This window comes from Caballeronia sp. BR00000012568055 (genome assembly GCF_029439455.1).
Classification (GTDB): Bacteria; Pseudomonadota; Gammaproteobacteria; order Burkholderiales; family Burkholderiaceae; genus Caballeronia.
On record NZ_JAQFVG010000346.1, the window covers coordinates 36,567 to 53,155 of the forward strand.

Annotated in this window: 14 protein-coding genes and 1 riboswitch; of the genes, 7 read left to right on the forward strand and 7 right to left on the reverse strand. The window is 61.3% G+C overall.

The genetic code is table 11. The features are described from left to right. The 6 genes from pelF to P7F28_RS30140 form a co-directional block, all read right to left on the reverse strand. Window positions 1–1,366 (reverse strand): GT4 family glycosyltransferase PelF (gene pelF, locus P7F28_RS30115; protein WP_277188729.1); only part of this gene is annotated, 1,366 nt, incomplete at its 3' end. Next, window positions 1,363–2,373 carry a hypothetical protein gene (locus tag P7F28_RS30120; protein WP_277188731.1) on the reverse strand — a complete coding sequence of 337 codons (1,011 nt, stop codon included), beginning with the start codon at window positions 2,371–2,373 and terminating at the stop codon, window positions 1,363–1,365. The genes P7F28_RS30120 and pelF, both read right to left, overlap by 4 nt. Next, entirely contained in the window at window positions 2,366–3,751 is a 1,386-nt protein-coding gene (locus P7F28_RS30125) for a PelD GGDEF domain-containing protein (RefSeq protein ID WP_277188732.1), read from the reverse strand. Before P7F28_RS30125 ends, P7F28_RS30120 begins: the two co-directional genes overlap by 8 nt. 87 nt (window positions 3,752–3,838) lie before the next feature. Further along, complete coding sequence (locus P7F28_RS30130) at window positions 3,839–4,390, reverse strand: penicillin-binding protein activator LpoB (protein ID WP_277188733.1); 552 nt, start codon at window positions 4,388–4,390, stop codon at window positions 3,839–3,841. A 25-nt stretch (window positions 4,391–4,415) separates the two neighbouring features. Next, window positions 4,416–8,270: a tetratricopeptide repeat protein gene (locus tag P7F28_RS30135; RefSeq protein WP_277188735.1), complete on the reverse strand. Its 3,855-nt coding sequence runs from the start codon at window positions 8,268–8,270 to the stop codon at window positions 4,416–4,418. Further along, window positions 8,260–10,986 carry a sugar ABC transporter gene (locus P7F28_RS30140; protein WP_277188737.1) on the reverse strand — a complete coding sequence of 909 codons (2,727 nt, stop codon included), beginning with the start codon at window positions 10,984–10,986 and terminating at the stop codon, window positions 8,260–8,262. The genes P7F28_RS30135 and P7F28_RS30140 overlap by 11 nt, the downstream gene beginning before the upstream one ends. 425 nt (window positions 10,987–11,411) lie before the next feature. Then, window positions 11,412–11,498: riboswitch (cyclic di-GMP riboswitch) on the forward strand. Window positions 11,499–11,554: 56 nt separating this feature from the next. Between P7F28_RS30140 and P7F28_RS30145 the strand changes: the two genes are divergently transcribed. After that, a complete protein-coding gene (locus tag P7F28_RS30145) occupies window positions 11,555–12,352 on the forward strand; it encodes a spherulation-specific family 4 protein (RefSeq protein ID WP_277188739.1) in 798 nt (265 codons plus the stop codon). 31 nt (window positions 12,353–12,383) lie between these two features. On the opposite strand, the gene P7F28_RS30150 is transcribed toward P7F28_RS30145, so the two are convergent. Beyond that, window positions 12,384–12,530 (reverse strand): hypothetical protein, encoded by a 147-nt coding sequence (locus P7F28_RS30150; protein ID WP_277188741.1) that lies wholly within the window; start codon window positions 12,528–12,530, stop codon window positions 12,384–12,386. Window positions 12,531–12,923: 393 nt separating this feature from the next. On the opposite strand from P7F28_RS30150, the gene P7F28_RS30155 reads away from it, so the two are divergent. The 6 genes from P7F28_RS30155 (at window position 12,924) to P7F28_RS30180 (ending at window position 16,475) form a co-directional block, all read left to right on the forward strand. Beyond that, on the forward strand, window positions 12,924–14,039 hold the full coding sequence (locus tag P7F28_RS30155) for a porin (RefSeq protein ID WP_277188778.1): 1,116 nt from the start codon (window positions 12,924–12,926) through the stop codon (window positions 14,037–14,039). Window positions 14,040–14,146: 107 nt separating this feature from the next. Beyond that, a complete protein-coding gene (locus tag P7F28_RS30160) occupies window positions 14,147–14,458 on the forward strand; it encodes a flagellar transcriptional regulator FlhD (protein WP_277188742.1) in 312 nt (103 codons plus the stop codon). Then, on the forward strand, window positions 14,440–14,976 hold the full coding sequence (locus P7F28_RS30165; RefSeq protein ID WP_277188744.1) for a FlhC family transcriptional regulator: 537 nt from the start codon (window positions 14,440–14,442) through the stop codon (window positions 14,974–14,976). Before P7F28_RS30160 ends, P7F28_RS30165 begins: the two co-directional genes overlap by 19 nt. A 94-nt stretch (window positions 14,977–15,070) precedes the next feature. Beyond that, window positions 15,071–15,340: a hypothetical protein gene (locus P7F28_RS30170; RefSeq protein ID WP_277188746.1), complete on the forward strand. Its 270-nt coding sequence runs from the start codon at window positions 15,071–15,073 to the stop codon at window positions 15,338–15,340. Window positions 15,341–15,529: 189 nt separating this feature from the next. Next, window positions 15,530–15,943 (forward strand): hypothetical protein, encoded by a 414-nt coding sequence (locus tag P7F28_RS30175; protein WP_277188748.1) that lies wholly within the window; start codon window positions 15,530–15,532, stop codon window positions 15,941–15,943. Between the two features lie 10 nt (window positions 15,944–15,953). Then, complete coding sequence (locus P7F28_RS30180; protein WP_277188750.1) at window positions 15,954–16,475, forward strand: hypothetical protein; 522 nt, start codon at window positions 15,954–15,956, stop codon at window positions 16,473–16,475. Window positions 16,476–16,589: the final 114 nt, after the last annotated feature.

Genomic DNA, 16,589 nt, shown 5'->3' on the forward strand with positions numbered 1-16,589 from the left:
CAAGCTGCACGACGCTGCCAGCTGATCCCAACGCGCGGTCTTCTTCGTCCACGCCTTCGATCAACTGGCGGCACGAACCCACGTCCGTCGTAATCGAAGGCACGCCTGCTGCAAAACCTTCGAGCACGACCAGCGGCAACGCCTCGCTGATCGATGTCAACGCGATCACATCGAGCTGCGGCATCATCTCGTCGATACGCTGAAAGCCCAGGAACTTCAAATTGCGCGACAGCCCGAGACTTTCCACCAGCGCACGGCATTCGAGCGCATACGCGGGATCTTCCTCTTCCGGCCCGATGATCCAACCTTCGAGATCCGGCATGGAACGCGATGCAATAAAGATCGCGCGAATAAAAGTCTTGATGTCCTTGATCGGCACCACGCGGCCGATCAACCCGACCACTTTGTTCTTGCGGGGCTTGCGTTCATCGACGAGCGGCGCGAGCCTGTCCACGTCGATACCATTCGGAATGCACGCCGTACGCTCGGCGCGCGCACCGTCCGTCACCTGACGCAGACGATTTGCTTCGTACAACGCGATAATATCGTCGGCTGCGTCGTAAGCGAGCTTGCCGATGGCTTCGAAGAAGCGCACCCACAGTTCGCGGAAGTAGCTCACGCGCGAGATATCACGTTCGAACACGCCACGGTTATCGCGAATCCACTGGCTTTGCAGCAGATCGATCTTGCGTTCTTTCGTGTAGATGCCGTGCTCGGAAATCAGCAGCGGACGTCCGGTGCGATAGTGCATCAGCGCGCCCAAAAAGCCGCCATATCCGGTGGACACCGTGTGATACACCTTCGCCGGAATCAAATTCTCCGCGACACGCGCAAGCTGCCACAGCGGCTTGTGCATGATGCGCACGGTCCAGAAATAGTCCGTGAAAGACGGGTCCGTGCAGTACTTTTCGTATTGATCGGCAATCGTGTGCCACGCCGCGCGACTAGTCAGGAATTGCTCCTCGTTCAGCGCGCCGTTTGCGCCGAGCATCGGAATCATTTCGGCGAGCAAAGCGCCTGCGTCGCGGCCGCTGCGCGGGTCACGCAAGGCATCGTGCAATTGCTGCGAACGCACGAACGCGGCGACGTCGCCATCCACCGCGCGCGGGCTGAAGTCAGCGACTACGTTCTCGTACAGATAGTGCGTTTCGATATGCACCACGTTGTCCGGCAACGCATACGCCACGCCGTTGTAATCCTCTTTGCGGCTGCCGATAAAAACAATCGCAAAGCGCGTGTCCGGGTACGAGCGAATCATCTCGTTGACCCAGCTCGATACACCGCCGCGCACGAACGGGAACGTGCCTTCCAACAAGAGGCAAACGTCGGCATCGGATGCGCGAAGGTTGGGGAGTTCTTTCATCATGACCAGTACTTCACAGCCGGATTGAGCGTCGGCAAAGACGCGGCATTGCCCAGTGACGCGAGCAATTGCGACACGCGCGAATATTCACCGCGCAGGAAGGCCGCTTCCGCGAGCCACGGGACCAGACGTTCGCGCGGGAAGCCGAGATCGAGCGCGCGGTTGATATGCGCGTGCGCATCGTCGGGCTTGCCGTTGGCGAGCGCGAGACGGCCGCGAATCAACCACAGGGCGGCATCGGATGAATCGGTTTCGAGCGCGACTTGTGCGTAACGGTCCGCTTGTTCGAGCGTGTGTTTGTAGACCGCGCCCTGCACGAGATTCTGATAAACCAGTTCGAAATACAGTTCGGCCAACATACGATTCAGCGCATGACGTTCCGCGTCGTTGCCGGTGCTTTCGAGCGCTTTGCTGGTCTTGAAGATCTTTTGCATGATCTCGTTTTCGGCATGATCCAGCGTGCCGTACGCAATCAGGCGAATATCTTCGAGCGGATCGGCAAGCAGATCGCGCAGCAGCGTGCCGGTGGTGCGCGTCGGCATATTTTGGATTGCTACCAATGCAGACAGACGATCCGTCGATGCCACCTTCGTGTTCGCCAGCCGCGCCTGCAAACGCGCGCCGCCACCGTGCGATACACGCGAAACGAGATACGTGACGAACTTGGGACCGGGCACATCGTCGAGCTGATCGCTTTCTTTTGCAGCAGGAAAAACCCGCGCCCACAGACAGCTCACCAGCACGACCACGCCGCCGAACACTGGCACGAAGGTGCAGAACAGCCACATCAGCAGCATCGAGACGACGCGCGGCTTGCGATACGGCTCCGGCAGCCACGAACGGAACGTGATCGATTCAGCGAAGCCCGCGACCGCCTGCCACGCCAGAAAACGCAGCAGCGGATCGACGTTGCCTGCGGGCTGAAACAGGCTTTCTATCGCCTCGTACTGGACGATCGCGCCGACGACAGCCGCCAGCAAGCCGATGAGAAGAACGAGAGTCTTAGACATCGAGGCCGCTTCGCTTGAGAAGACGCGTGAGCGCCGCGCCGGGTTCGCCGCCATCGAGATGCAGCGTATGAACGCCGATACGTGCGCGCTCCAGGTCCGTGTTGAACTGCGCCGTCAGGCTCGCTTCGATCCGCGCCAGATAGCCGTCGATACCGGTCGTGTCCGTCGCGGGCATCAGGTTCAGCAGCACCGACTGGCGCGCGGTTTGCACCGGCCACATCACATCGAGTGCGCGGCGGCGGCGGATCACATGTTCGAACAGCGAATCGCCGGCTTCATCGCGCGGGAATACGAGCGCGACCATCGACGAAGCGACGCCCGACTGACGTTGCAGGCGCGACAGACGGCTCAGATCGAGCGCGAATTCATGCGGGCATCCGGGCACGGCATCGAGGATGCGCTGCACGAACGACGAGTGCTCGACGCCATCGGCGTAATAGCCGAGCAACACCAGCAGCAATTGCAGATTGTCGAAATTGAGCGACAGGAACGGCATGCGCTTGATGACCAGCAGCGCGCGCAATTCGCCATCGGCGGAAACGAGCGGCGCGCAGACGAGGTATTCGCTGACCGGCGCGACATTGTCCGAGTTCTTCAGATGCGCCACGCTCATCGTGTTGATGGCGTGCGTGACAAGTTCATCGTGTGCGGCGAGTTCGAAGCTATCGCCAATGCGAGCGATGGCCTGCTTGCCCGGCTTGCCATCGCGCACCGGATACAACGCCGCGACTTCGATCTGACACGCTTGCGCGACGAACTCGAGCAGGCCGGGCGCACTGCGCGCGAGTTCATCGCCCTTGGCCGCATCGCCTTCGAGCGACAGGCGGCGCAGTTCGGTGATCGAATCGCGCAGCGTGGTCGGACGCGAGAGCAAGTCTTTCTCAAGCCGCTCGTGCGACAAACGCAGCAGATAGTGGCTGTTGGTCAGCGCCACCAGCCGGTCGTTCAGATAATCGTTCAGCGACGATGCCCGCGCCGCGCGGCTGCCCCACGTATCGCCGAAATGCCCGGCGATGATGGTCTGAATCAGCCCGCCCGCGAAATACAGCGCCGGAAACGCCACATGCGAATACAGCGTGGACCACGCAATCAGCACGATCGCGCCCGACAGCAAACCGAGCAGACTGCCATAACGCAGCGCCACGATCAGCGAGGCCAGCCACAGCCACGGAAAGCCCGCGCGCAACAACAGCGGATCGTCAGGCTGAATCCAGCGCGCGATGGCCAGCACCAGCACCATCATCACGACCGATTCGACGATCGCGAAAGGCCGCGCCACCGCGGGCGCGAGAAAGCGGCGCACGCGTCCGAGATCGCCGAACGGCTGCGCATGGCGCTTGGAAACGCCCGAATTGTTTTCGACGGCTGCGGTATTCACGGCCTTTTCCTTTTTCTGCTCGTTCTGCTGATTTGATTCCTGGCTCGCAACCGGTATGTCGGCTGCAAGCCATCCGTCCTTGAATACTTACTTCTGCGCGCTCAGCGGCGACAGCACATTGCCGATCAGCGAGGTCGCCACGTTCGACAGACCCGAGCGGCTCCAGCCCGTGCGCGAGCCGGTTGCGCTCCACACCACCGCACCGTTCGATACATCGATCAGTTCGAAGGTCACGCCGACGACCGGCTCGCCATCCACGCCGGTCTTGTAGCGCCACTCTTCCACCGCGCCGGTCAGCACATAACGCGCGTTCTGCGCGCGCGCCCATTCGAGCGACTTCTCGCCGTCGCCGCGTTGGGCGGTATCGAACAGGGCGTTGCGGTTGGTTTCGGCCGGCGCGACACGCACGTCGCTGATGCCGCCCGCGCGCAACGCGTTCGCCGCGATCGACTCGGCGCTGTGGCCCGCGTCCGGCGTTTCCGTGTAATTGGCGATCGACACCACCGCGATCTTGTCGCCGCGCGCAAGCGTGGGACCGGACGTCTGACGCACCGTGCTGCACGCGCTCACTGCGAGCGTCAGCGCCGTTGCCGCGATACACCAGGCGCTCGTGCGCGCCAGTCGTTTGATGTTGTACATGTTGTTCGTGCTCCTCTGAACCGTATCAATAGAACCAGCTATAGCGCGCGCCGATCTGCGTCACCGGCGTGCCGATGCGCGAAACGCGCGAGTGCGAAAAATAGATCGATGCGTGATCGCCACCGAATACCGTGCCCGCCAGACCCAGACTCACATTCGGACCCCAGCCCTGATTCGAGTCGTGCAGCACGCCCACATCGAAGAAGGGACGCCATGCGTGCGTGTACTGATCGATCAGATCGTTGCCGAAGCCGAAGAACAGGCCGTATTGCGCGTAGGTCTGCGGCATGAAGGTATCGGCGGTGGCGGGACCGGCTGCCTCGGGAATCAGACGCGAGATCAGACCGTCCGCGCTGCCGCTGGCGCCGTACGCGCCGCGCGCGCCAATCAGCCGAACCGTGTAGTCCGGATAACCCGTGCGAATCCGATAGCCGATTTCACCGCTCGTCAGCACGCCGCTGCCGAGGTAATTGCGCGCCTGGCTATAGAAGCGGTCCGCCTCCACGCTGCCCGACGCATAGAAATGCTGCGTCATGCGATACGTCAGCGTGCCGATCACGTTGTCCTTCATGCCGCCGACCATCAGCGCCTGCGACTCGCGCGCGGTCTGATTGCGTCCTGCCTTCAAACCGAGTTGCAGCGGCGAATTGCGGCCCCACTCCGCGTCCAGCCCGAAGGTATAGAAGCTGTCGAGCGCTTCGCGACGGCCCGCGCTCACCTGAAACGCGGTGTCGTAGGTCTGACGGCGTGCAAAGAAATCGACCGAACGATCCACCGAAGGCACGTTGGTGAGCTGCGTCTGATCGGTCGAATGCTGGAAGCGTTGCAGACCGTTCACGCCGATCATGTAGTGATCGCCGAGCTTGAGACTGCCCGACAGCGCCTGTTCGATGTAATCGAGTGGATGCGCGACGAAGCTATCGACGCTGGCGTGCAGCATTTGCGGCCAGTCGAGCGAGGTTTCCACCAGACGCCCGTGCAGTTCCGAATTGTCCGGCGCGGCCTCCAGCCCTTCGAACGCGACCTGCTGCGCCGCGCGCGGACGATCCACCGCCACCAGCGCATCGATACGGTTGTAGATCGGCAGACGGCGGCCTTGCTCGTCGAGCAGACGTTCCATCGCGGGCTTGTCGTTGTCGGCGAGCGCAATCGCGATCAACTGCTCGGACGGCTGCACCAGCGTGTTCGCGTACTGCCGCGCGAGCCAGCGCTTCGCCAGCGGATTCGCCTCGTGCGATACGGCCCATGCCAACGCCACATCGCGCGCGACCGCCGAAGTCAGATCCTGCGACTTGACCTTCGCGGTCTGCACGGGCGGCACGCCTTTCGTGTCGCCGAGCAAAGTGCGCAGCGTTTGGTTGTCATCGCGACGGCCGGCATCGCGTTCGAGCAGATCGTTCAGAAATGCTTTTGACACGTCGCCGTTCTCGAAAATCGCCGATAGCGTCACGCGGCGGCCCAGCAACTGCTCGCGGCCATCGGTGCCTTGCGTGGCACGCGTGCGCAGCACCTTGTTGCCTTCGGCGCCGCCCGCGCGGATCGCCGCTTCTTCTTGCTGCATCTGACGCCAGACATTGCGGCGGATGGACCAGGCGAGATCGATACGGCCGGCCATTTCCTGCGCTTCGGCATACGTGAGTTGCCACAGCGGATCGCGCGACATCGACGCTGCCTGCAAGCGCAGATATTTGAGCGCCGCTTCCGGGCGATCGAGGCGCATCAGCGCGGCGGCAAGCGCGCCCCACAACGGCGCTTCGCGCGCGGTCTGATCGCGCCACGGTGCGATGGCTTCGTGCAATTGCGCATCGGTGCCGTAATCGACCAGCGTCCACAGCAACGCCACGCGCAGATCCAGCGATGCGCCCGGCAACTTCACGCCACGTTCGAGATCGGCGATGGCTTCCGTCGGACGGCTCGTCTGCCGGTAGAACTCGGCGCGCTCGCGCAGAAACGCCGGATCGTTTTCGGCTGCGCTGCGTTGCTCGGGCGTGAGACTCGCGAGCAAAGCTTCGACGCGATCGTACTGCTCGGCATCGACGTAATAGTGAACGGCGTTCTGCAAGGCACGCAGCGAGTGATCGCGGCGATACTGCAATTCGGCGGTACGCGCTGCATCGATCGGATAGGCGATATAGAAGTACGTCATCGCGCCCAGATCTTCCGGCTCGGCCTTGCCGCTCGCGAGCAGATGCTTGTAGGCGTCGTTGGCGATATCGTCGCGCTGGAGCAGACGCGCGAGCTGCGCGGTGTTGCGCCAGAACGCGACATCGTCGTCCTTCGCGTACTGACGCGTGGCGAGCAGCACATCGAGCGCGCGCTGATAGTCGCCATGCCGGTACGCCATGCTTGCGCCCAGCAGCGCATAACGCGTGTTGGCCGGATGCGCCTGACTCAGCTTTCGATACATCTCCAGCGCTTCGTCGTCGTGCCCGGCGCGCTCCGCCAACTGGCCGATGCGCCAGTCGATCGCTTCGGCTTCCGACTTGCGATCGCGCGAGCGCAGGAACGCCAGTGCTTCGTCGGGCAAGCCGAGACGTTCGTACGCGGCGATCACCTTGTCGATCAGCTTCAAATCACCCGGCGATGCATTCGACGCCTGAACCAGCGCCGCGACATAGGCCTGATCGTCGTTGAGCATCGGCGCGAGGCGCATGACGTTTTTCCAGCCTTCCGGATCATGCGATGCCTGCGCGTACGCCAGCCACATCTTCAATGCCAGCGGACCGGCGTGATTCCATTCCGCCACCTGCGCGAGACGTTTGGTCCACAAAGGCGAAGTCGGATTCTTTTCGACTTGCTCGGTCGCCACGCGCTGCGCGTTGTTCAGATCGTTCGATTCGACGAAGGATTTGAACACGAGGTCGGGCACATCGTCCGCCGCTGCGTTGTCTGCGGCCTTGTTCGATGCCGACGCCGCCACGCGCACGATATGCACGCCGCGCATGCCCGTGCTTACGCGCATCGGCTGCGGACCGTCCATATAGGCGAAGCTGGCGAGGCGCATTGCTCCGCGCTCGTTCTGCGCGTCAGGCTGCGCCTGCGCATAGCCCGCCAGCGCCTTCGCATAGCGATCGACGAGTTCGGGACGCCGTGCCGCGCGCGCCAGATTCAGCAGCACCACCAACGTCTGCCGATCATGCGCGAACGCGCCGCCATGTTCTTTTGCTGCGGCGAGTGCATCGTCGAGCAAGTTGCCCGACTGCAAAGCGCGAATGCCGTTGATAAAGCACGTGCGCTGCGCATCGAAAGTCTTGGCGTCGGCCTGAAGACGGAACCAGCCATTGGCCGCGCCGCGATAGTCGCCGCCATACATCGCGAAGCGCACCACTTCACGATTCCAGCGCGATTGCTGCGCCGTATCCTGCGCCGCGAGACGCGCATACAGTTGCCCGGCGAGCTGCTGCGCGTTGACGGCGGCAGCTTGTTCGGCGAGCGCCTGAAGGTCGGCATTCGGCCATTGCAGCGTGGCCGCGTTGGCGAGCTTTTCGCGCACGCGAGCCAATGCGGCATCGCGGCCCGGATCGTTCTCGGGCAGCGCGAAGGCTTCGCGCGTCGCCACGGTCAAACGCAGCAGCAGCGCCGAGCGGCGCAATTGCGCGTCGTTGGTCGCTTCCATGCGCGTGGCGATACGGCCCGCGTCTTCATCGCGTCCGAGCCGCAGATATTGCGAGCCGAGCTGCGAGAGAATTTCCGTGTTGTCGGGTTGCACGCGCAGCCACGCTTCGAGATACGCGACGCTCAATTCGCTGGGCGCATCCGTCGATGTCATGCGGCTTTTCAATCCGCCGCGCGGATGCATGAACCAGAGCGCCGCGAGCACCACGCCCGCGAGCACGAAGACCAGCCAGTTCGGCGCGATACGAGGACGATTAGCGATCACAGACGACCTCGACGGACTTGTAGTTCAGCGTCTGCCCGAGATCGGCCGATGCATCGAAACGCAGGAAATCGCCGTCACGCCTTGTCGTGACGCGCTGACCGTTCACGCTGACGCGGCATTGCTGCGCACTCGCCAGCTTCACGAACGGCTGATAGTGGCCCGCGAACTCGAAGCGCATGCCCTGCGGCATACGTTTGAAGTTGCGCACGAAGCCGTTCGCCTCGCCGATATACGGCAACGCGCCCGCGCCGCCACCGATCGAAAACCGCGCGTTGCCGTTATCGATATGGATATACGTGCCATCCGGACCGCCCGCGAAACCCGTCACGCCCGATGCGCCATCGAGCGAAGGCTTCGCCACCTTCGGCCAGTGCAATTCGCGCACTTCGCCATCGCCACGCACGATCCAGTCGCGCGCCTGCGGTCCGACCTCCTTCGCCACCGCGAACTTGCGCCAGTCGAGCACCTTGCGGATGTACTCGCTGACATACACCGGCAGCACCGGCTGCTTGAGCGTCGCCGAGAAAATCTGATCGAGTGCGCGCAGCGAGGCCACCTTGGTGCCGCTGTACATGTGGTAGTAGACGTCGATCGGCTTGAAGCGCAACGGACGCTCGGTCATGTCGAAGGTTTCGAGCACGCGATTGAAGCCGTAGAACGGACCTTGCCAGTCGTTCGTATAGACGTTCTCGTCCTGATTGGGCGCATAGACCTGATACGCGCCCGGTCCCTTGTCCACGCCGATCGGCGCGATCACGGTCCAGCTGTTGTCGGCCTTGGTGATGACGGTATCGCCGCCATTGAAGTTATAGACGCCCGCTTCGTAGACCTTGCGGATCACGAAGGCCGGCGGCTGGCAGTCACCCGACCATTGCAGCAGAACGACCTTCTTGCCCGGAGGCGCGAGCCGCGTGTTGATATAGTCGATCGATCCGGTGATTTCGCGGTCGATATTGAATTTGTAGCCGGGAATATTCAGCGAGAACGCCGCGTCACCGCCGCCGCGATCGACCATCTTGCCGGTCTTGTCATCGACCTGTTCCCACTGGAACGGATGCGAATACGTGTGCGTGCCGATCTCGACATGCGGCAGCGCGAACATCTTGCGCGCAATCGCTTCCAGACGCGGCGAGATGTCCTTGTGCAAGCCAGCCGCACCGACTTCGCCTTCGATCACGGACAGCGTCATCGGCACCTGATAGCGGGTGAAGATCTGCTCGTAGAGCGCTTCGCCCGAGAAGTCAGGACCGGGGAATTCCGCGCGCGAAGCGAAGCCGTCGCCATCCACATGCGACATAAACAGACGCCGGCCGTTTTCGGTCGTGACGCTGGGCGACGGCATGTCTTGCAGATGCAGCGCCGCCTTGAGGAAGGACATCGGCTGAATAGCCCAGCGTTGCTGCTCGATGGTATCGAGCGATACGACGGTGTAAGGACTCAGCGCGTAGCCGCCCCACGCCGTCAGCCCGACCTGATCCAGCAACGTCCCGTTCGCCGATACCCGCAGCAGCGGCTGACCGCCTGCGCCCACGCGCACGCCGAGCAGATCGCGCGGCTCGGGCTTCGGATTGATTTCGAAGCCGATCATCGGATCGCGCTGGACCACGTTCACAGGCGTGGACGGCGTGCCTTCCACGGCTTGCAGACCGAGCGCGGCGGCCGAACCCACTGCATCGAAACCGAACTCACCGAGGAACGCGACCGGCACATGATCCGACATGCGCGCGGTGATCCAGCGTTGCCAGGTTTGCGAATCCGGCACCGCGCCGCGCTGAATCCAGGCGACCACACCGGCATAACGATCCGGCGTGATGTTGTCGGGCAGCGCCTGCGAGAAGTCGGCGTATTCGACGTCGTAGCCCATATAGTTGAGCGGCGTGGCGAGGTCGCGCACGCCGGGGCTCATATCGAGCGGCTGCGTCATATCGCGGTCCTGCACCACCAACACCTTGCGCGGCAACACCTCGATCTTGCCGATCCCGACGATATCGCGCGCCTTGTCCGTCACGTACGGCAGCATGCCTGCGGCGACCACGCGCGCGGCGGTATCGCGTGCGCATTGGCGGTCGGTGCGCCCGCAATAGTCGATCGATACGACCGGCACGCCGCTTTGCTGCGTGAACTCGCGCGCCTGCGCGATGCGCTGCGTGCGCGCGGCATCGGCTATATCGATGAGTTGGCCGCTGGAATCGAGACCGCGCACGAGTGATTCGCCGACCACCGCGTACAACGATTTCGCCACGGGCAGCGCGTATTGAATGGCGTCCGGACCGGCTGCGACAAGACGCGCATCCGGATGCGCGGCGAGAATGCGCGGTGCGGCGGCAATGGTGTCGGCGGTATCGAGCAGGAAGCCGCGATAACCGCGCATCCACAGCGACTCGATCGATTCGATACCCGTCGTGCGGGCGATCCACGTGGTGTGCGCAAGCGGATGCGCGGAAGGATCGAAGCCGGTGGAAGGATCGATCACGACGGCATCGAAGGCCTGAAGCTGATCGACGGGCACGTTGGCGCGATCGAAGAAAGCGATATTCGGCAGGTTCGCGGCGGCGCGCGCGGATAATGCGGCGGGCGTTGCATCGGCACGCGAGACGAGCGGCGTAGTCAGCGGCGTCACACCCGACGCGCCGAGCAGGACTGCAATCAGCGTGCGCGAGATGGTGCGTTCGCCAGCACGCCCGGTCATTGCGCTACGCACTTCAACGGCACGCATGCGGGACGACTTCTTCATTGCCACAACTTTTCCCCGTTTCTTCTTAGTGCAAGCGGCGGGATTTTTCCTCGTCCGAAAAAAGGTCCGCTCGCTTAATAAACATGTCCGTCCCAAGCATTTTTCTTTAGCGCCGCTTTAAGCCCGCTAAGGCTTGAGCGCTCGATGCGATACAGACTTTTTATTTGTTTCATGTTAAGCGGGCTGGACAATAGCACATGAAAACTGGCCTCTCAAGCACGCTTAAACCGTTGCAATTAACCGCTTGTTTGCTTATCGGTAAAAGAATCGCGACCTTTAATCGGAAAACGTTTGCGCGCTCGAGCAAACGTTTTCGCTTGCAAAGGCTTAAGGGGCTTTCATCAAACGGTTTTGGCTTTTGTTGGAAAATTTCCAAAAAGCCTAAAGAACTTCTTTAGGCCGCCGTTAATACGCTAGGGCAAACCCGGAGCGATCCGGCGACGCAAAGCTATAGGGGCTCTCTCCGAAAACGCGAGAGCTTGCCAGTTGCCTGCCGCATCCGTGGCAGGCCAATCGACGGCGATGTGAAGGCATCGCGTCAGGAGGCGGAATGCAGATCAACAGATTGATGGGTGTCGTCGGCGCGATCGCCGGCATGGTGGCGTGTTCCATGAGCTTCACGGCAAACGCGGCGAGCACGGCAGCAAGTACGGCACTGAGTGTCACCGTGCCCTCGTACTTCAATTCCACCGGCGACACGGCCAAGTGGAACACCCTCATCTCGACGGCGAAGAAAGTATCGACCACCGCCATCCTCAATCCGAACGATGGTCCCGGCACGTATCAGGACGCGAATTTCACCGCGATCGTCACGAAACTGCACGCGTCGGGCGCGAAGGTGATCGGCTATATCTCGACGCAATACGGCAAGCGCTCGCTGTCGGCCGTAGCGGCGGACATCAACAAGTACACGGCGTTCTATCAGGTCGATGGCTTCTTTATCGACGAAATGACGTCCGACAGCACCACCTCGCACATTCAGTTTTACCAATCGATCTATAACTACATCAAGGGATTGAAATCGACGTATTCGGTCATGGCCAATCCGGGCGCGAATATGCCCGAGCTTTACGCCAGCCTGCCGACTGCCGATCAGTTCGTGGTCTTCGAGGACAACTACAAGAATTATGCGAAATACCAGCCCGCGAGCTGGCAGGCGGCTTATCCGAAAAGCCGCTTCGTGCATATGGTGCTGAACACGACTGCCGCGCAAATGCCGGGCGTCGTGCAATACGCTAAAACGCATGGCGCGGGTAGCGTATTTATCACGGACCTCAAAGGAAATAACCCGTATAAGGCGATGCCCAGTTATTGGGACAATGAAGTGGCTGCGGCCATTGCGCCTTGAGTCTGTTCTTCAGGTCCGCGAGAGATCACGCTTAATGGCAGCGGCGTTCCCAATGATGGTGAACGCGCACCTTGTGGCACACCTGATGATGATGATGATGCGGCGGCGCTGCGAAAGCAGGAGCAACGGCGAACAGCGTGACGCCAGCAGCCAGAACGGCGAGGACAGCCTTTTTCATGTGCGTTTCGATTTTTGAGATGAACGGAGGCGCCATCCTAGCAGTGAGAAATTACGTCTGACTTGCTGTTTCATTTTGGCCTCGCCGTGTCGCGCGGCGGCCACATCCTTCTTTCCGGCTCTCCCCGGAAATTACACCGCGTAATCAGCGTGTTTCTGCCCTGCGCGCCAGCGCACGGTCTTCGCGCGGTCGCATCGCGCATGCCTCGCAACAATCCGTAACCCGCGTGAAAAAGATCGCCGCAACGGGCGTGCTGTAATCCGCCCGTCCCTTGGATGCGCTCCGTCGAACGATCCATCGGACAGCCGGCTCGCGCGGGGCGTCATGCCCCGCGCACCTCGGCTGACCCATAAGCTATCTTGGAGAAACACAGTGAAGAAATCTTTCTTGGCGATGACCGTGCTCGGCACCGTCGCGGGCGCGGCGCACGCACAAAGCAGCGTCACGCTTTACGGCCTGATCGACGCGGGCCTGACCTACACCAACAATCAGGGCGGCTCGCACAACTTCCAGGCGACGAGCGGCTCGGTCAACGGCAGCCGCTGGGGACTGCGTGGCGCGGAAGATCTCGGCGGCGGCCTGAAGGCGATCTTCACGCTGGAAAACGGCTTCAATATCGATACCGGCAAGCTCGGGCAGAACAGCCGCGAGTTCGGCCGTCAGGCTTTCGTCGGTCTGTCGAGCGACCGCTTCGGCGCGCTGACGCTCGGCCGTCAATACGACTCAGTGGTCGATTATCTCGGCCCGCTGGCGCTGACCGGCACGACCTACGGCGGCACGCAAGCCGCGCATCCGTTCGATAACGACAACCTCGACAACTCATTCCGCGTCAGCAATTCGGTCAAGTACCAGAGCGTGAACTACGGCGGCTTCAAGTTCGGCGGCCTCTATGGCTTCTCGAACGATGCCGGCGGCTTCGCCACCAATCGCGCGTACAGCGTCGGTGCATCGTATAACTATGGCCCGTTGAACGTGGCGGCCAGCTACATGCAGTTGAACAACGCGGGCGCGACGCTCAACTCCAGCGGCGCAGTCAGCGACGACGCCACCTTCAGCGCAAGCCGCCAGCGCACCTTCGGCGCGGGCGTGAGCTACGCGTTCGGACCGGCGCAGGCGGGCTTCGTGTTCACGCAAACGCGACTCGACGGCGCGACGGGTATCGGCGCATCGGCATCGGGTACGACAAGCGGCATTACGTTGAACGGTGGCAGCGCACGCTTCACCAACTACGAACTGAACGGTCGATACAACCTGACGCCTGCGCTATCCTTGTCGGGCGCGTACACGTACACGGATGGCCAGTTGAAGGGCGTCGATCCGAAGTGGAATCAGTTCAGTTTGCAGACCGCGTATGCGCTCTCCAAGCGTACCGACGTGTATCTGGAAGGCGTGTATCAGCACGTGAGCGATGTCGGCAATTCCGGCATCACGGCGGCGATCAACGGCTTGTCGGCGTCGTCGTCGAACAGCCAGGTATCGGCGACAGTGGGCCTGCGTCACCGCTTCTGATTTTGATTAGCACTGTGACTTTTGCCGTGGCTCTGTGAGCAATGGACGGGCGTATCGTGCGAGAGACGATGCGCCCGTCTATTCACTGACGTATCGAAGAAAACATCATGTTTAACGGACTAGAAAGCCTTACGCAGATCCGCGAACTCAACCTTGCGTATCTGCTGCTGGCGCGCCGTCTGCTCGAAGAAGACCGCGTCGCCGCGATGTATCGGCTCAATCTGTCGGCATCGCTCGCGGAAATTCTGTCCGCGCTGACGCCTGCGCAAACGCGGCGCATCGCCGATTCGAGCGAGCTTATCTGGCATCTTCGCCTCGATAAGCTCACGGTGCTGTCCTCGTTGATCGAAGGCGATCGACATGCGCCGCTGCATGCGGCTATCGTGCTGGCGGAGGAACCGTGTTCGCGGATGTCGTGAATGAACGCGCGCGCGTGCCTGTCGCGGGCAAGAGCGTGATTGCCGAAGTGCGCGAAATCAGGCTTGCGGAAGCGCTGATTCGCTTGGGCGCGCGTTTGCAGTTGCTCGAAGCGGAAACGAGCTTGTCGCGCGAACGTATCGTCAAGCTGTATCGGGAAATCACGGGCGCTTCGCCGCCCAAAGGCATGCTCTCATCATCCGCCGATTGGTTTTTGACCACGCAGCCGAATATCCATTCATCGCTGTTTCATTCGATCTATCGCAAAGTCCGCAGCTTTATGCCGGACGACGATCGCCGCGCGACGCTGAACGCGCTCATCAAAAGTTATCAGTTGTACTCCGAAACATTGAAGGCGCATGACGAAGAGATCGTGCTTTCTTTCACGCGCGCCTGGACGCTGCCGCGTTTATTCGATGCAGGCGTGCTGCGCCTCAATATCTGCGATTGCTGCCGCGGACGCTTCGTTGCGCTTGCGGGAGAAGATACGAGCGATTTCGTTTGCGTGCTGTGCATGTAAGTATTGGGAAGGATCGACAGACTCAAGCACCTGAAGACCGCGCCGTTACTTCAGCTTCGCCGACAGGCTTTTCCTTTTTGCGACGAGGCATACGATGCAGATCGGCAGTTCGACTTCTTCCGCTTATGTGCCTGACGCACCGGCCGTTTCGAAGACGCAAGCGGCGTCTGCGGATGCAAACTCCGATGCGGACACGGCTCAGCCTGCCAACGACAGCGCATCGCCGGCCAAATCATTTGTATGCGGCGCGCTTGGCCTCGACGATCCCAACGCTGAGCAAACCGATACCAACCAGTTCTACACCGCAGGCAAGGTGATCGCCGCAGCGGTGACGATCGGCAAGATTATTTCGTTATTCGTATGATTTTTCGCTGAGTAACGTTCGATAAGATTTTGCAATAACTTCGAGACTTGCAAACCTGCTTGACGCTTTGATCCGGCGCTCCCTGAGCGATTATGACGATGTGCGCTGAGCCTTATTCAAGCGCACCCACCTTCATCGTTACTTAGTCAGGTCATGCAAGTTCAAACTCATCGTCGAAAGAAGCTTTATGTGCGTGCATTCGTTGCCGCCATTACTCTATTGCCCGCGTTTCATGCATCGGCGGAAGATTTGCCGGACTGGTGCGGCGCGTTGAAAACCATCGTCGCCACGCCTTCGTTCGATACGCTCGCCAAAAGCACGCCGCTTCTGCCTGCGGGTTCGCCGGGACAAGGCACGTGCCGTGGCAGCACGCATATCTACGATTGCCACTGGCAAGCGCACTGGGGCCCGGACGGCGTGGTGGCCGATCCGCTTCAGGAACTCGGCGCGGATATCGCCGCGTGCTTTCCCGACGTGCGCCACGACATCAACACGGCGACACGCCAGCACTTCAGCGTACGCGATGCAGCCAATAAACGCGCGATCAGCCTGACCGCAACGCTCGACGGTCCGAGCGCCTTGCGACTGCGTATCGTGCGATAAGAAGCCGAACATGCGCCGCTTCGCCATCGCACTGATCGCTTGTTTGGGCATGCTGTCCGGCTGCACATGGACACTTATCACCGCCGCCGATGCCGCCGGTTCGATGGTGCAGGCGGGCATGACGGTCGCATCGAAATTTTCTTCGCCTACGTTCGTGACGGGCGCGCCTACGTCCTTGCAATCGGTTTGTATCGAGTTGAATCAGACGGTGGCGCCGGGTGATTTCTTACCGTCGTTGCAGCTTGCTTTGCAGCGGCGCGGCGTCAGTTCGATGGTCTATAACCCCGGCACGTCGCCGCCCGGCTGCGAAGCGATGCTCGTCTATTCAGCGACCACGACGTGGGGTGAGCGCGCTTTCAGCGAAAGTCCGGTCGCGTATCTATCGGCAATCGATCTGACGTTGCTGCGACAAGGGCAAGTGATCGTCACGGCGCGCTATGAAACGGGGAATTTGAATACCGATCGGTTCGCCAGCGCCAAGCAAAAAGTCGATGCGCTTATCGCAAAGATGGTCGTCGCGCGGACCTTGTAATGGCTTTCTTTCTCTTTCTTGGGGAGTGGTGTCTGGTGAGGGAGTGCTAAGCTGAAGTCGATGTTTGCAGCTTCCTCGTCTTGGCTCGCGCACGGGTGGCCGTGGGCGAGTTTT

Excerpts from the sequence above, each read along its gene's own strand:
- P7F28_RS30120 (WP_277188731.1), bottom strand. The coding sequence starts at position 2,373 with ATGTCTAAGACTCTCGTTCTTCTCATCGGCTTGCTGGCGGCTGTCGTC.
- P7F28_RS30130 (WP_277188733.1), bottom strand. The coding sequence starts at position 4,390 with ATGTACAACATCAAACGACTGGCGCGCACGAGCGCCTGGTGTATCGCG.
- P7F28_RS30140 (WP_277188737.1), bottom strand. The coding sequence starts at position 10,986 with ATGCGTGCCGTTGAAGTGCGTAGCGCAATGACCGGGCGTGCTGGCGAA.
- P7F28_RS30145 (WP_277188739.1), top strand. The coding sequence starts at position 11,555 with ATGCAGATCAACAGATTGATGGGTGTCGTCGGCGCGATCGCCGGCATG.
- P7F28_RS30150 (WP_277188741.1), bottom strand. The coding sequence starts at position 12,530 with ATGAAAAAGGCTGTCCTCGCCGTTCTGGCTGCTGGCGTCACGCTGTTC.
- P7F28_RS30155 (WP_277188778.1), top strand. The coding sequence starts at position 12,924 with ATGACCGTGCTCGGCACCGTCGCGGGCGCGGCGCACGCACAAAGCAGC.
- P7F28_RS30160 (WP_277188742.1), top strand. The coding sequence starts at position 14,147 with ATGTTTAACGGACTAGAAAGCCTTACGCAGATCCGCGAACTCAACCTT.
- P7F28_RS30170 (WP_277188746.1), top strand. The coding sequence starts at position 15,071 with ATGCAGATCGGCAGTTCGACTTCTTCCGCTTATGTGCCTGACGCACCG.
- P7F28_RS30180 (WP_277188750.1), top strand. The coding sequence starts at position 15,954 with ATGCGCCGCTTCGCCATCGCACTGATCGCTTGTTTGGGCATGCTGTCC.